The 15903-nt window shown below is 51.4% G+C and carries 11 protein-coding genes and 1 riboswitch; of the genes, 7 read left to right on the top strand and 4 right to left on the bottom strand.

From position 1 onward, the window contains the following. The first annotated feature begins 227 nt into the window (after positions 1–227). Entirely contained in the window at positions 228–1331 is a 1104-nt protein-coding gene (locus tag NST99_RS31830) for an FUSC family protein (protein ID WP_341097022.1), read from the top strand. 269 nt (positions 1332–1600) lie between these two features. Further along, positions 1601–1693: riboswitch (cyclic di-GMP riboswitch) on the top strand. A gap of 105 nt (positions 1694–1798) precedes the next feature. After that, positions 1799–3670: a FapA family protein gene (locus NST99_RS31835; protein ID WP_341097024.1), complete on the top strand. Its 1872-nt coding sequence runs from the start codon at positions 1799–1801 to the stop codon at positions 3668–3670. Between the two features lie 40 nt (positions 3671–3710). Here the strand turns inward: NST99_RS31835 and NST99_RS31840 are convergent, their stop codons facing one another. Continuing rightward, entirely contained in the window at positions 3711–4343 is a 633-nt protein-coding gene (locus NST99_RS31840; protein WP_341097025.1) for a flavin reductase family protein, read from the bottom strand. A gap of 15 nt (positions 4344–4358) precedes the next feature. Continuing rightward, positions 4359–5249 carry a DMT family transporter gene (locus tag NST99_RS31845; protein WP_341097027.1) on the bottom strand — a complete coding sequence of 297 codons (891 nt, stop codon included), beginning with the start codon at positions 5247–5249 and terminating at the stop codon, positions 4359–4361. Positions 5250–5309: 60 nt separating this feature from the next. Between NST99_RS31845 and NST99_RS31850 the strand changes: the two genes are divergently transcribed. After that, entirely contained in the window at positions 5310–6233 is a 924-nt protein-coding gene (locus tag NST99_RS31850) for a LysR family transcriptional regulator (RefSeq protein WP_341097029.1), read from the top strand. Positions 6234–6272: 39 nt separating this feature from the next. Then, positions 6273–7247: an aldo/keto reductase gene (locus tag NST99_RS31855; protein ID WP_341097031.1), complete on the top strand. Its 975-nt coding sequence runs from the start codon at positions 6273–6275 to the stop codon at positions 7245–7247. Positions 7248–7333: 86 nt separating this feature from the next. Here NST99_RS31855 and hcp read toward each other — a convergent pair whose 3' ends face one another. Then, the gene (hcp, locus tag NST99_RS31860; RefSeq protein WP_341097033.1) at positions 7334–8986 is read right to left on the bottom strand and encodes a hydroxylamine reductase; all 1653 of its coding nucleotides are present in this window, start codon (positions 8984–8986) and stop codon (positions 7334–7336) included. A gap of 145 nt (positions 8987–9131) precedes the next feature. Between hcp and NST99_RS31865 the strand changes: the two genes are divergently transcribed. Together NST99_RS31865 and NST99_RS31870 are read left to right on the top strand one after the other, a co-directional pair. After that, entirely contained in the window at positions 9132–9839 is a 708-nt protein-coding gene (locus tag NST99_RS31865; protein ID WP_341097036.1) for a Crp/Fnr family transcriptional regulator, read from the top strand. A gap of 74 nt (positions 9840–9913) precedes the next feature. Further along, complete coding sequence (locus NST99_RS31870; RefSeq protein ID WP_341097039.1) at positions 9914–11305, top strand: aldehyde dehydrogenase; 1392 nt, start codon at positions 9914–9916, stop codon at positions 11303–11305. 70 nt (positions 11306–11375) lie between these two features. Here NST99_RS31870 and NST99_RS31875 read toward each other — a convergent pair whose 3' ends face one another. After that, complete coding sequence (locus NST99_RS31875; RefSeq protein WP_341097040.1) at positions 11376–14336, bottom strand: ABC transporter substrate binding protein; 2961 nt, start codon at positions 14334–14336, stop codon at positions 11376–11378. Between the two features lie 506 nt (positions 14337–14842). On the opposite strand from NST99_RS31875, the gene NST99_RS31880 reads away from it, so the two are divergent. Then, the gene (locus tag NST99_RS31880) at positions 14843–15820 is read left to right on the top strand and encodes a LacI family DNA-binding transcriptional regulator (RefSeq protein ID WP_341097042.1); all 978 of its coding nucleotides are present in this window, start codon (positions 14843–14845) and stop codon (positions 15818–15820) included. Positions 15821–15903 lie beyond the last annotated feature (83 nt).

Raw genomic sequence — 15903 nt, forward strand, 5'->3', positions numbered from 1 at the left:
GCTCAGCGCTGATAAGCGACAATTCCTCCCTTCCTTCGACACACTTCAATATATATAGCATATAGGATTAATGCAATATATGCGATAGCTTACAATGTTAAATGCAGCGCAGAAACTTAACAAGTTCGTAAAAACTATGCCCCGTTATTGTTGTTTTTGAGTGCTATAATGAAAATTGCTGAAAACCTAAAAATGTTCTCTTATTGATGTGAAAGAAGATGACTAACATGAACGAGGGGTTGCAGGACCGCCTTGAAAAATTCGGATTATCTCTATATATGATACGCGTTACGATTGCTGCTTCACTCTCCTGGCTTGCGGTTCACAGCTTGCATGGCGACAGTTATTTATACTTTGCACCGCTTGCCGCAATTCTTATCACCCAAGGAAGCGTCAAGGCTTCACTGGAAAAAGGGATTTACCGTCTGATGGGCGTTGTGCTCGGTGGAATTGTCAGCCTGCTCGTGGGCCATTTCTTCGACGTGGGGGCACTGTCTATTCTGCTGATGCTGTTGATCGGCATCGGTGTGGCCACCGCCTGCCGGATTAACATTCAAGCCGTTTCCCAGGTCGGTGTGACCTCCGTGCTGGCATTGACCTTTTATCAGGACCCTTATATCGTGTGGAGAGTCGCGGAGACCTTAATCGGCGTACTGATTGCCTTAATAATAAATATGATTATCGTCCCCCCCGGGGGGTTCGTCAAGGTGAAACGCCTGGCACTGGAAGGGACCCTGCTGCTGGCCGATGCCTTGACCGGACTCGCCGCAGAGAGCAGCAGTTCTAAGCAGGCTCCGGAGAGGCTGGTGCGTTCCGGACAACTGCTGGCGAAGAGCGACAAGCAGCAGAAAGAGCTGCACTATACGTTATCCCATTATCAATGCCGCAGCGGATTGCGGTCATTGACACAGGCAACCTCGCATCTGCAGAAGGTTCACCGCTACGTCAAGGAGATCGCTGAGGAGATTTCCCTCCTGCCTGCACATTATGCGGCAGCTGACTGGATGACAGAGGTCGTAACGGCAACCGCAGACTGCATCGCCCTGTATGGAACCAAAACTTTATCCGATGCCGAATGCACCCGTTCGCTCCCCGAAGCGCTGCGCCGCGCCCGGGATCTGCAGTTTGCCTGGTTCTCCGAGCTGCAGGGTCAATGCTCGCTGACAGCAGTCCGCGATCTCGGAGCCGTCTTCTCCCATCTGAACCGGGTGCTGGAGGAAATTGAACGGGCCGATTATGCAGCTACAGTTATACCGGCACCAGCCTCCGTCCGGTCCGGAAGCGCGCGCGCCGTACATCTTGTCAAAAGAGGGCTCTCCCACAAGCTATAAGCTTGGGAGCGTCCTTTTTTTGCAGAAACGACCCTGTCCTTTGAGATGAAGGCAGGGTCGTTTTTGCTTGTAATATCGCTTGGACTCAAAGCCGTCCCTTTTAAAGGGATACCAGAGAGATTTATTATTATTAAGTTGAAAAATTAATACTAAAGTACTAGAATTAAGCTTGTTTGTAGAATTATATTGGCAACCAACCCAGTATTGAACATTCCCTGTCGATTTGAGTCGATTAAATGACCTCATGCTGAATGTATATCATTGATCTATTTTTTTAAAGGCAAACTTCCCGAAAGGGCAGGACGCAAAGCGATGGGCCTAAGAATGTGAGACTATCCATTCATGGTCGCCAGGCTGCCAATTGAGATGTGACTTGGGTACCGGTAGGTGAAGACAATCTATCATAGTCCATGATGCTCTTTTCTGTACAGATACCATTGATTATACGAAGAAGCGAGGTTAGAGTAATGCCACAGCATATCATCGAGAAAAAATTCGGGCATGTATTTCATACCACAACGCCAATCGGTAACCCCGATCTTCTGGCTCTGCCCTCAGTGCAGGTTAAGCCGCTCCGTGAGGGAGATGAGGATAAGAACGGACGTATTATCGTACAGAACAACCAAATATTTATTACTCCTCCTCTGCCCGGCGGCAAACCCGCTGTCATTTCCTCCGTTCACCCTGTGGTGTTGAATATTAACCGGAAGACGGTGACAGATCCTACGGAGGTAACCCCCACGGACCGTATCACCTGGGAGATTTGCGAGAAGCCGCAGTATCAGATCACTGTATCCGAAGATAGACTGAAGGCCTACTTCACGCTCTACCGTGCAGAAAAGTACGCCTGGAAGCTCGCCAGCTCCCCGGCTGCAGCAGATGTCACGGTCCGGGCGGAACCAAATTGCGGCCTGCTGCTGTCCACCCTCACGGTGGACCAGATTATCGCCGGCTTCAAGAAAAGCTCCATTATGCGCGAGCTCAATATTCCGGCTCTTTATGCAGAGCTGAACAACCCTACCTATCTCCCGGTCTGCATCGCAGAGGGTAAAGCCCCTATTCCCGGCAAAAATGCCCGGCTGGAGCTGTTATTTGCCGAGGACAGGGAATATGAATTCATTCGGACTGCCGATCCTGCAGATTCCCTGAACCATCCAAGGGTTCCCTTTGTCCAGGAGGGAGAGGTCATTGCCCGTAAGCTGCCTGCAGAAGAGGGAGTGCCCGGCATCGACGTGTATGGCGGAATTATTCCCTCCCCGCCGCCGCAAGATATTCAGCTGGTCACTAAAGAATGTACAACCCTGCTGGCGGACGGCGGGATCGCCTCCCTCCGCCAGGGAAGGCCCCGCTTAACGGGATCTGGTCTGAACCGCAAGGTTTTTGATTTTCCCCAGACATATCTTGTTCCCGGGGACATGGACCCCGAAGCCGCCAAAATGATGTTCCCGGGTGATGTGGTCGCCACCAATGATATCGGAAACCAGACCATCCTTGAGGCTTTGGGAAATGTATACATATACGGCGACGTTACACATGCGACAATCACTGCTACCGGAAGCATTTTTGTCCAGGGCAAGGTTGTCAGCAGCCAATTGTACTCCGGTCATTATGGAGCGAGACATAACCGCCTCTGCATGTACTCCGCTCTCTTGATGGAGGAAATGACCAGTCTGAGAAAAGCGTCGCAGCAGTTGGCGAATACCGTCCAATCACGCCAGCAAACCGTAAAATACGGTCTGGTCGTTATGCTGCTGCTGGAAAGCAAATATGACCATCTCCCCGGCCTGATCAGTGATCTCCAGGAGGTTATTGCCGGGATGAATCCCGATTATCCTATCGACACCAAGCAATTGAGACATATGCTGGAGGTATTCCTGCACCCGGGGCAGTTCACCGATTTTTTCACGGATGCTGTACTAAGCACCTTTCTGAAGCTGTTGAAGGATTTGCATGACGCCATATCCGGGATGCAGGAGGAGAATACACGGATCGACATCGCCTCGTCACAGCATAGCATTATTAAATCCGGCGGAGATCTCCATGTTCATAAGGAGGGTATTCTGCACAGCCAGCTGTTCTCTTCCGGCAATGTCCGTTTCGTAATGAACGAAGCGGAATGCACGGACTCCACAGTCGAGGCGGCAGGCTCCATCAGCGCACAGACTGTAGGGAAGCAGTCCTCCGAGAAATCAGTGCTTACCGCCGGCAAAAATATTACAGTCCGCAAAATCTGCAACAGCGAAGTTACGATTGGAGAATACACCGCCAAGATCAGCGGGACAGATGAAGAACTTGTCTTCACTGCCCAAAGCCTGCGGTTAAGAAATCAGGCGCAGTAGCCTTCCTCTGCCTAAAATATCTGATCTATATAGATTGAACTTATAATTCTTCTATTTTGGGATTGGCCGTGACAGATTCATACTGAGGTCTGTCCAGCTCGAACGTCCGGCCAATTGCTGCATAAGACGCGCCGGCCAGACGGCTGACCGGCTTCAGCTTGCCGACATCAATTCGGCCGTTATGAACCAGCTCATCCTCTACATGAAAGCCTAGCACTTCGCCGATAACCATATCGCAATGTCCGAGCTCCACAAGCTGCACCAGCCGGCATTCCATCGCAATCTTACATTCCTGTACGCGCGGGACCTTGACGGCTTGTCCGGGTACCGCCGTCAGCCCGGCCAGCTCAAGTTCGCTGATTCCGCCGGGTGCATTGATTGAGGTATGGTTGACTGCAGCGATATTATCCTCATCGACGATATGGACCACAAATTCCTTATTCGCCGCTATATTGCGCGGCGTATGCTTCATTTCTCCGCCTGCTTTGCGGACACAGGAGAACATGACCATAGGCGGATCATCATTTACAATATTAAAAAAGCTGAACGGAGCGGCATTCACGATTCCCGCTTCATCCACCGAGGTTACAAAGGCAATCGGCCTGGGCACAATGCTGCCGATCAGCAGCTTATAATTATCATGCGCCGTTTGCCCATCCGTCTGAATATACATGCTTATCCCCCTGTCTTAACCTGTCAGCCGCCGTGCGGCCCGGCCTATCTTAACATTCACCAGAATAATGCTGCATACGATCAGCAGCATACCCACTACCAGATTCAGCGTAATCCGCTCATTTAATAATACTACACTTGACCCGATCGAGATCAGCGGAATCAGGAAGGTGAATGAACCGACCTTGCTGGCCTCTCCCTCATTGATCAGCTTGAAATAAACCATCCACCCCAGCGCAATGACGAACACCGCAATGAACAACGTGTTCACGATAAAGGCGCTGTTCCACGTAATATCAGACCAGCTCTCCACAGCCGAACCGGCAGCCAGCAAGATGACGCCCCCGATCATGATCTGCATTGCCGTCATCCACAGCATATCTACCCGCACCGCATTTCGTTTCGTGTACACGGTCGCCAAGGCCCAGCTGAGTGCGCTGGCCAGGGCAAGCCCTACACCCAAGGCGGAGATACTTCCGGTAAATCCGCCAATGCTGAGCGCAGCTACCCCGAGAAAACCAAGCAGCAAGCCGAACATCTTCATTCCGTACATACGCTCTCCCAGCCAGATCCAGGCAAAGATACCGAGCAGCACAGGCTGCAGAAAGACAATGGCCGAGAACAGCCCTGAGGGCATATACTGCAGGCCGATCGTCTGGAACCCGTAATAGAAAACGATGCTGAGAAAGGCCGAGGTCAGATAGACCGGCCATAGCTTGCTGAACTGAAGGGCCTTCCTTTTAGGAAGCGCAGCAACAATGAGGATCACTCCGGCAATAACCGTACGGATTCCGGCAAACAACAAGGGCGGAGCGTAGGCTAGAGCAATCTTGGACAGCGGCCAATTGATCCCCCAGACTATAACCAGAAATATAAGCAAAGCAATGTTTTTCTTCCGCTGCTGCATCTCATCACCCCTTGTTCTATTTTCATTCCAAATGATACAATAAGCACAGTCATAATTGAAATGAATTATATTCATGAGGGGCATACCAGATTCGATATGAACAACAATCAAATTCGCCTATTCGTCAAAATTGCCGAGAGCGGCAGCTTCACTAAAGCCGGTCTGGCGCTGAACATGACCCAGCCTGCAGTCAGCCGGGCCATCTCCGCGCTAGAGTCTGAGCTTGCAGTGAAGCTGCTGCTGCGCGACCGGCGCAGCGGGCTGATGCTCACTGATATCGGTAAGCGTGTTCTGATTATTTTTCGGGAAATTCTAAACGGGTTTGACAAGGTTGAGCAGGAAATCTCCGCTGAGAAGGGCCTGGAGAAGGGACTCATCCGCATTGGGGCCTTTCCGGTGGCGTCTGCTTATTTTGTCCCCAAAATCATCCGTTCCATTACCGAGAAATATCCCGAGATTGAGATTGTTCTCTATGAAGGTTCGGTTGCTGAGGTTAAAGAATGGCTGGAGACCCGGCTTATTGATGTCGGCTTCATTATTCCGCCGCAAGAAGAATTTGCCACGATTCCGCTCTACCGGGAGAAACTGTACGCAGTGCTTCCTGGCGGCCATCCGCTCCGTGAGAAGCATGTCATCTGTGTCAAGGATCTGGAAGACGAGCCGATGCTGATCTGCCGGGCAGGTTATGAGCCTCCGGTCGTTGATTTGTTCCATCGGGGAGGCAGCAAGCTAAATGTGAAATACGAAGTGAACAGCTACATGACCGCACTCAATATGGTTAAGGAGGGGCTGGCTATTGGTGTCATGTCGCAGCTGTCCCTGCTGTCTCCACCGCCGAATGTGATCATAAAGGAGCTGGCCCCCGATGCTTACCGGGATATCCATCTCGCCGTCCATACACTGGAGGAGACCTCGATTGCCGTCCGCTTATTTATGGACACTGCACTGCAGCTGTTCTCCGGGGCAGATCTGTCTGTGCTTTGACGAAATACACCACTATGCTGAACAAGAGGAGTGAACCACTTGAAATATCACCGTTTGGGTAACAGCGGGCTGCAGGTCTCCGCACTGGGTCTGGGGACCAATTCCTTTGGCAAAAGAGCCGATCAGGAGACCTCCATTGATATCGTCCATGCCGCGCTCGATCAGGGCATTAATTTTATCGATACCGCTAATATTTATGCCGGCACCGAATCGGAGCGGATCATCGGACTGGCGCTGGAGGGCAGACGCCAAAGTGCAGTTCTTGCTACGAAAGCAGGTCTTCCGAGACACGAAGGCCCTAACGGCAGCGGCTCTTCCCGCCATCACCTGATGCTGGAGCTGGAAGGCAGCCTGCGCCGCCTGAAGACCGATTATGTAGACTTATATCAGATCCATACCTTTGATCCCTATACACCGCTGGAGGAGACGCTGCGGACCCTGGATGATATGGTATCGGCGGGTAAAGTCCGCTATATCGGGGCCTCCAATTATGCGGCCTGGGAGTTAATGAAGGCGCTGGGCATCAGCGAGGCGCGGAATCTGGTCAAGTATACCTCGATTCAGTGCAGCTACTCTCTGGCTGACCGGACGCCGGAGGCCGAGCTGGTTCCACTCTGCCTGGATCAAGGGCTCGGGATTATCCCCTACTTCCCGCTTGCCGGAGGTATTCTTACCGGCAAATATGCTGGTGACGGCGCACCGCCGGAAGGCTCCAGAGCCGAAACCGATCCAAACTTCGGCCGCTTCCTTACCCCCGGCCGGATTGAGCTGGGGAACCGGGTCGGGCGGATTGCCGAAGAAACCGGCGCCTCTATGGCTGCGCTGTCCCTGGCCTGGCTGATGAACAAACCGGCTGTATCCACGGTGATTGTCGGAGCCACCCGCGTGGAGCAGGTGCAGCAGAATCTGCAAAGCGTTGCCCTGCAGCCGGATGCTGAGCTCATGGACAAGCTGGATCAGGCCAGCGGCACCTTCCGCAGCGGCGAGCCGTTCGCGGTGTACCGCCTGCCATAGGAGGTATTCGAATAATAAACTGAATAGGGGTACTTCTCATAGCAATGAGAAGTACCCCTATTTTATATGGCACAATGGCCATTCAGTTATACAGCTGCGATAAATTTCTCCATATCTTCTTGTACGGTTGTAATACCGCTGATACCGAAGGTATCGACCAGCACCTTGGCAACATTCGGCGACAGGAAGGCCGGAAGCGTAGGTCCTAGGTGAATATCCTTCACACCCAGATACAGCAGTGCCAAGAGTACAATTACTGCCTTCTGCTCATACCAGGCAATATTGTAGGAGATAGGCAGATCGTTAATATCCTCAAGTCCGAATACTTCCTTGAGCTTCAGGGCAATCACGACAAGCGAATAGGAATCATTGCATTGGCCGGCATCCAGCACACGCGGAATCCCGCCGATGTCGCCAAGCGCAAGCTTATTATATTTGTACTTCGCACAGCCTGCCGTAAGAATCACTGTGTCTCCCGGCAGTTCGGCAGCGAAATCGGTATAATAATTGCGGCTCTTCATCCGGCCGTCACAGCCGGCCATTACGAAGAACTGCTTGATAGCTCCGGTCTGAACGGCCTCAACCACCTGATCGGCTACGTTCATTACGGCCGCGTGGGCAAATCCGCCGACAATCTCGCCGGTTTCGATCTCTTCCGGAACCGCACAGCCTTTGGCCTGTTCAATGATAGCCGAGAAGTCCTTCGCTCCATTGGCATCCGCCGAAATATGCTGCACTCCCGGGAAACCGGTATTGCCCGTAGTATACAAACGGCCGATATAACTCTCCTTCGGCGGCACAATGCAGTTCGTCGTCATGAGAATCGGTCCGTTAAAGCTTTCAAATTCCTCCGCCTGCTTCCACCAGGCATTGCCGTAGTTGCCCACGAAATGGCTGTATTTCTTAAAAGCAGGATAATAATGCGCCGGCAGCATCTCGCTGTGTGTATACACATCCACTCCGGTGCCCTCGGTCTGCTTCAGCAGCGCTTCCATATCCTTCAGGTCATGCCCGCTGATCAGAATCCCCGGATTCTGCCCTACACCGATATTCACCTTGGTGATTTCCGGGTTGCCGTAAGTTGTTGTATTGGCCCGGTCGAGCAAAGCCATCACATCTACACCCAGCTTGCCGCATTCCATCACAAGTGCAGTCAGTTCATCCGCCGTGAGTGTATCATCCAGAGTCGCCACCAGACCTTTTTCCATAAAAGCATGTGCGCCTTCTTCGTAATAGCCCAGCACTGCGGCATGCTCCATATACGCTGCCATTCCCTTCAGCCCGTAGGTCAGCAGTTCACGCAGGGAACGGATATCCTCGTTCTCCGTGGACAGAACTCCTACCGTCTCCGCCTTCGCCTGCAGTGCCTCATCGGTGTCTGCCGTCCAAAGAGCCGCATCATGCCCGGCGTAAGGAACCTCTACTCCGGCTGCCTGCAATTTACTGCTCCACTGGCCGCGTAGGATCAACCCCTCTTTGATTCTGGCAATGAAAGCTTCAGGCATGAAATTAGCATTGGTTATTGTAGCGAACATACCCTCTATAATAAATTTCTCCGTGGTAGAGTCGGTCATTCCAAGCTCCCGGCCCCGGCGTGCAAAGATGGAAATACCCTTCAGCGTATAGATCAGCAGATCCTGAAGATTTGCCACATCGCTAGTTTTCCCGCAGACTCCCTGAATCGTACAGCCCGATCCTTTAGCCGCTTCCTGACATTGAAAACAAAACATATTACTCATTGCACGTTCACTCCTTTAATAGGTATAGGCTACCAATACAGGACTCCGTTCGCCCCGCCTTTACAGTTAAGGCTAATTGTAGTAGACTTTCGCCATACAATCGGTAACGGATGTTACCAGATGCTATAAATTTGGAGGAAATGCTATGAAACCGGAGCCCGCTGTACTGCAATCCTGCCTGCTGTTCCGCGGGAAAACCGTAAAGGAAATCGAAGCGGTGCTGCAAAAAATAACATATACCGTAAGCAGCTTTCATAAGAATTCACTGATCTTGGCGGAAGGTGATACTGCAGACAAACTCGGCATTGTGCTGGAAGGACGGATTGAGGTTCAGAAAACCCATCCTACCGGCAGCAGTGTAACCATTGCCCATCTAAATCAGGGACAGACCATTGGCGAAGCGGTGTTGTTCCGCAGAGAAAATATAGTTCCGGCTACAGTTACAGCCACAGGCCCCTGCTCCGTCATGTTTATCGGCAAGCAGGAGCTGCTCCGGTTGTTCACCACAGACACGGACATGCTCACACGTTTTATTGAGAATCTGTCGGAGCGCCTGGTGCTGGTCAACCGGAAGATCGAAATATTGTCAGCCGGCCCTCTCCGGCGGCGGGTGATCAGCTTTTTACTGGAACAAGCGGCTCAGCAAGCCTCCGAGGTCATCCGGCTGCCCTTCAGCAGAAAAGAATGGGCGGAGCATTTGAATACGGCCCGCCCGTCACTATCCCGTGAAATGGGTTATCTGCGCGATATCGGCTGGATTCAGTTCAAAGGCAGCAGCATTACGCTGCTGAATATGATGGCTATGAACGACTACATCCGCACCGTCCCTTCGGCTCCCGGCCAGGACAAGTAATTCCTGCCGGAAGCTGTTCTCGGGGATACACGAACACATCTATATCTACACATCATATATTGGAGGGTTCACTTATGTCGGAGTTGACAGCCCAAAGCGTTGAACAGATGCTGGCCGAGCACAGTGAGTGGTTTCACAGCGGGGCTACGAAGGAGCCCGCCTTCCGGCTTCGCCAGCTGCAGAAGCTGAAAGATGCCATCCGCCGCAATGAGTCGAAAATTATCGCGGCCTTGCATCAGGATCTGCGCAAGAGCGAATTTGAAGCCTATGCGACGGAAATCGGCTTCACACTGGACAGCATTGGATATATGATGAAGCATCTGAAGCGTTGGATGAAGCCGGTGAAGGTCAAATCCCCGCTGCATATATTTCCGGCCAAAAGCCGGATCCTCAGCGAGCCATACGGAACCGTGCTCATTATCGGCCCCTTTAATTATCCGTTTCAGCTGCTGATCGAGCCGCTCATCGGGGCAATTGCCGCCGGCAACTGCGCCGTACTGAAGCCCTCGGAGAGTACCCCGGCCATTACCGCCGTGATTGAGGATATGATCAGGGAAACCTTCGAATCGTCCTATATCCGTGTAATTCAGGGTGAGAAAGAAGCCACCAATCTGCTGATTCATGCCAAATTCGATTATATTTTCTTCACCGGAAGTGTCCCTGTCGGCAAAATAGTCATGGAAGCCGCGGCCAAAAATCTGGTGCCGGTAACACTGGAGCTGGGCGGTAAAAGTCCGGTCATTGTCGATAAAAGCGCCAATCTGGAGATAGCAGCGAAACGGATTGTCTGGGGTAAGCTCATCAATGTGGGCCAGACCTGTATTGCCCCGGATTATCTGCTTGTCCACAGCGATGTGGCATCCCAGCTGATCTCCTTAATGAAACGTTATATTCAAGAGTTCTACGGCCAGGATGCGCAGCAGAATCCGGATTACGGGCGGATTGTGAATGAACGCCAGCTGCGCAGAATTGCCGGAATGATTCAGCGGGACCAATCGAAGGTCATTATGGGCGGCACCGTTGTGCCGGAGGATCTATACATAGAACCTACACTGCTCTATCCTGCGGATTGGAAGGATGCGGCCATGGAGGACGAGATTTTTGGGCCTGTACTTCCCATTATGGAATATACCCGGCTGGACGAAGCCATCCGCAGCATCAATGAGCGCCCCAAACCGCTCGCCCTCTATCTGTTCACCGAAGACAAACAGGCGGAACAGGAGGTGCTGGCCAGAGTTTCATTCGGCGGAGGCTGCATCAATGATACGATTACCCATGTAGCCAGCGCACATCTGCCATTTGGAGGAGTGGGAGGCTCCGGCATCGGCGGATATCACGGCAGGCATAGCTTTGATCTCTTTTCCCACAGCAAGAGCATTGTGAAAAGAGGGACCAAGCTTGACCTCGGGGTTGTCTATCCGCCATACGGCAATAAGGTTAAGCTGGCACGGAGATTGCTGAAATAGAGTGCAGCGATTAGCAAAAGACAGCAGAAAAGGATACCGCCCTGTTCGGGGACCGGTATCCTTCGCTCCATTATCCCGCCCTCCTGCCCTCCACCCAACTGGCCACCTCTTTTTCCGGTATGGGTCTGCTGATGAAGTAGCCCTGGATCTTGTCACAGCTTGTACGCTCCAGAAAGGCCAGCTGCTCCCGGGTTTCCACCCCTTCTGCGGTCACCTTCAGCCCCATATCATGACCGATGGTTACGATGGACCGGGCCAGTGACATATTGTTCGGTGTATCAATGCTGTCAATAAACGACTTATCAATCTTCAGCGTAGTGATCGGCAGCTGCTTCAAATAGCTAAGCGAGGAATATCCTGTTCCGAAGTCATCCAGGGCAATGCCGATTCCCCGTGTTTTCAGCGATTCCAGCTTGGAACTGATCGCTTCGAAGGATTCCATGAAGATCGACTCGGTAATCTCCAGCTCCAAATATTCCGGCGGCAATCCGGTCTCCTTGAGAATGCCCAGCACCATATCGGTGAAATCATCCAGCATCAGCTGGATCACCGAAATATTCACCGAGATATGATAGCCCTCATAACCTTCTGCATGGAGCTCTTTAATGAACCGGCAGGCCGCCCGCAGCACCCATTCACCTATCGGGACAATCAACCGGCAGTCTTCAGCGATTTTGATGAACGAAAGCGGCGATACAAAACCAAGCACCGGACTGTTCCAGCGGATCAGAGCCTCGAAGCCCCAGATTCCGCCTGAGGCGGTGTCCACCAGGGGCTGATAATGAAGCGAAAGCTCATTATTGGAGATAGCATTTCTCAAATGCTTCTCAATGATCATCCGTTCGTCAAAATGCTGCTGCATCGCCTGTCCGTATAATACATACGTTCCTTTGCCGGCTTCCTTCGCTTTATACATGGCAATATCGGCATTTTTCAAAAGCTCTTCAGCATTGATCCCATTCTCCGGATACTGGGCAATACCAATACTAGTTGAGATGTGAACAACGCTGGCATTCAGCTGGAAGGGCTCCTTGAAACCCTGCACAAGCGCTTGTGCATAGGAGATGACCTCATCCGATCCCTCGATATTCTCGAACAGAATCACAAACTCGTCGCCCCCGAAACGGAAATGCTTGCTGCGTCCGTCCGATAAGCCCAGCAGCCGTTCGCCGACCTTGACCAGCAGCTCGTCGCCAAAGGTGTGGCCCATCGTATCATTAATATATTTGAAATTATCAATATCCAGAAAGAACAAGGCTGCGTGCCCTCCAGCGTGTTCTTTGATAAACTTCTGCAGTTCCTCAGAAAGGGACAGCCGGTTCGGCAGACCGCTTAAGACATCGTTATAGGCCAGCAGCCGGTATTTCTCTTCGCTGGTCTGCAGCAGTGCCTGATTCTCGACCAATTTGTTATATTGCTCCAGCAGCTCATCCTGCAGTGCCGTAAGCTCCTCATAGGTCGACTCCAGTTCCTGGTAGCTCATTTGGAGCTTGCTCTCATAGCCTTTGAGGTCCGTAACATCAACCATGGAGCCGGCAAAACGGACAAAACCTCCGTCTGCGTTGCGCAGCATCTTGCCCCGGGCCTGAAACCATTTATATTCGCCTGATTTGCTCCGCATCCGGTATTCGCAGTAATAGTAGGAACTTTTGCCTTGCAGATGCTCAGTGCGCAGGCGGTTCTCATGTTCTGCGTCCTCTGGATGGATAAGAGTTCTCCACCCTCCATGGCTCTCGTCCACTTCTTCCAGTTCATAGCCGAGCAGCTCATACCAGCTGTCCGAGAAGTAGTAGATCATCGTGGTCATGTCCACATCCCAGATTACCGCATCCGAACCATAGGCAGCCAAACTGAAGCGTTCATTGCTTTTTTCCAGGTTGCTTCGGATTCGCTTGACCAATTGCACGTAGAATAGGAGGATAAGAATAAAGGCCAGCAGAACAGCGAATGCCGCGACAATGCTCAGTACAAGCTTTTTATAGGATTGATAGAAGGAAAAGGGCTTGTTGATGACTTCGCTGCCTTCCGGCAGCTGCTTCAGGGAAACGTTGAAACGCTGCAATTCCTTATAGTCAACAACCTTTCGCACGGAGCTGTCCGAGACAATAGGGATCTCTCCCGCATTTTCTCCTTCCAGAATCCGCAGAGCCAGGCTGGCTGCAGTTTGTCCCTGGATTTTGCCGCTAATCAGATTTCCGCCAAAGGCCCCGTGATTCAGGCTAAAATCATAAATATGATATACCGGCACACTGCTGCTCTCGCTAAGCTCGCTTGAGAACCGGTCAAATTCAGTAATTCTTCCCGTTGTATCACTGTAGTATGTAGTCATGAGAACCATGCTGTCTGATGAAAGGGTGGATACTTGATCTATGATTTGTTCATTGGAGAGACTGTTCATCGGGATGATCTGGAGTCCCCGCTCCAGAGACAGAATCTGGTCACTGACCATTTTACCAGTGGAGAGCCCGCTTTCAGAATTGTCGAATACAATGTACACCTTACGGATCGATGGATTGATCTCCAGCGCCATTCGTATCGTTTCTGTAGAATCGATCTCTTCGATGACTCCGGTGATGTTGCGCTTGTCCGCTATACTGTCCATACCTAACTGATTAATGCCGCTGAATATGATGGGTGCATCGCTCAGGATTTCCTTGCGGTACTGAATGGCGAAGTTCAAAGCGGCATCATCCGTAACGATAATCGCATCGATATGAAGAGCTTGGTATTTGAACTTGATCATCTGGTAGAAGTGCTCGAGGTTGTCATTGCTGGGGAATCGTTTCCAGTCCAAATACTCGGTGTAGATAACCGGCGGATCGGCTGCTCCTTTGAGCTGCTCTTCAATGCCTGCACCCTGGTCATCCGTCCAGGCAAAGCCCTTCTGATAGGAATGCAGGACAAGCACATTCTGAGGGCGCCGTTCTTCGCTGCTGGCGGACACCGGCTGATACAGTGCCGTGCTGAGCATCATAAATAAAAGCAAAAACAAGCCATACCGTAACCTGCGCTGAATTTTCCCCTTGCCCATTAGCACACTCCCATTCATCTATCCCAAAGTTCCCAAAATCAGAAACGGGTAAATTCGACAATTTCTATTAAAAGCGTATGGAACCATCATGATTGGGCTTTGCTATTTACTTATAAGCTTAATAGAGTAAATATATAGACTGAACTTATAATTCTTCTATTTTGGGATTGGCCGTGACTACAGAGAATGTTTGGACTTCCGGCCGCTGTTAGGTTTGGATTTCCTGAATTCAACCGCAAACTGCGGTAGAAATCCAAACCTAAAGGCGGACGCTATCGCTCCTCCAGTTCCAAAATTCCCCTCCGCCACTTTTCCCTAAATGTACATTCTCAAGTTCAATCTATATAGTAAATAAAATTAATTACAATTTATGACGTTTTTCTTCTTATTATATGGGGAAAGTCTAATTTTTGAAACATAAATAGAAGGTTCATCCCTTCATGGACAGTCCCTTGCATCCAAGTTAGAATGAGTGTGCAAAGACCCGCCAAGACAGGAGGTTCCACATGCCTACAATTAAAGACGTTGCGCTGAGGGCAGGCGTTTCGGTGACAACCGTCTCCCGGGTGCTGAACAACAGGGGGTACTTAAGCGAGGATCTGAAGAAAAAGGTCTACAGCGCGATGAATGACCTCAATTACCGGCCAAACGAACTCGCCCGCTCGCTCAGCCGCTCCAAATCAAATATTATCGGGCTGATCATCCCTCATGTCTCTCATCCGTTCTTCGGGGAATTGACCAGCCATATCGAGGAGCATGCCTACCGGAACGGCTATAAGCTGCTGCTCTGCAACTCGCAGCAGGACAAACATAAAGAACTCGAATATATTGATATGCTTCGCGCAAGCCGGGTCGACGGCATTATTATGGGCAGCCACACCCTGGAAGTTGAAGCCTACCGGCAAATGAATCTGCCGCTCGTCACCTTTGACCGCAGAATATCGCCGGAAATCCCTTATGTCTGCTCCGATAACTATCGGGGCGGGGTGCTGGCTACTACCTTATTGATTAATAAAGGCTGCCGCAGGCTCGCCCATATCGGTGGGCATCCTGAGCTAAATATCCTGTCTGTGCTAAGATCCGAGGCCTTTGCGGATACCGCCCGGCAGCATAACCTCCCGCACACCTTGCTGCATACGGATAACAACAGCTTTGATGTCGGAGCTTATGAGCGGCTGCTTGTGCAGCTGTTCAACGAACAGCCCGATGTGGACGGCATCTTTGCAGGCAGCGATTTGATTGCAGCTTATGCGCTTAAGGCTTGCCGGGAGCGGGGATTGCGGGTGCCTGAGGATGTGCGGATTGTAGGATATGACGGCATTGCCCTGCGAAGCCTGCTGGCTCTGCCGCTCAGCACCATCCGCCAGCCCATTGAAGATATGGGCAAACTTGCCGTTGATTTGATCATTCAGCAGGTCCACGGCGGTGCCGTCCGCGCAGAATACATATTGCCGGTTGAGCTGGAGGAAGGCGCTACAACTTGAGTATGCGTAAAATCCAAAGCAATGAATTTTTAGTTGTACAAATTGCAACTACCCCGCGGATAATCTTCCGCGATCAGGATGCA

The sequence above is a fragment of the Paenibacillus sp. FSL L8-0470 genome (assembly GCF_038008625.1).
In the GTDB taxonomy this organism is placed as follows: Bacteria; Bacillota; Bacilli; order Paenibacillales; family Paenibacillaceae; genus Paenibacillus_AQ.

Bases quoted from the DNA above. Each gene is read 5' to 3' on its own strand.
- NST99_RS31830 (WP_341097022.1), top strand. From the start codon at position 228: ATGAACGAGGGGTTGCAGGACCGCCTTGAAAAATTCGGATTATCTCTA.
- NST99_RS31835 (WP_341097024.1), top strand. From the start codon at position 1,799: ATGCCACAGCATATCATCGAGAAAAAATTCGGGCATGTATTTCATACC.
- NST99_RS31840 (WP_341097025.1), bottom strand. From the start codon at position 4,343: ATGTATATTCAGACGGATGGGCAAACGGCGCATGATAATTATAAGCTG.
- NST99_RS31845 (WP_341097027.1), bottom strand. From the start codon at position 5,249: ATGCAGCAGCGGAAGAAAAACATTGCTTTGCTTATATTTCTGGTTATA.
- NST99_RS31850 (WP_341097029.1), top strand. From the start codon at position 5,310: ATGAATTATATTCATGAGGGGCATACCAGATTCGATATGAACAACAAT.
- hcp (WP_341097033.1), bottom strand. From the start codon at position 8,986: ATGAGTAATATGTTTTGTTTTCAATGTCAGGAAGCGGCTAAAGGATCG.
- NST99_RS31865 (WP_341097036.1), top strand. From the start codon at position 9,132: ATGAAACCGGAGCCCGCTGTACTGCAATCCTGCCTGCTGTTCCGCGGG.
- NST99_RS31870 (WP_341097039.1), top strand. From the start codon at position 9,914: ATGTCGGAGTTGACAGCCCAAAGCGTTGAACAGATGCTGGCCGAGCAC.
- NST99_RS31875 (WP_341097040.1), bottom strand. From the start codon at position 14,336: ATGGGCAAGGGGAAAATTCAGCGCAGGTTACGGTATGGCTTGTTTTTG.
- NST99_RS31880 (WP_341097042.1), top strand. From the start codon at position 14,843: ATGCCTACAATTAAAGACGTTGCGCTGAGGGCAGGCGTTTCGGTGACA.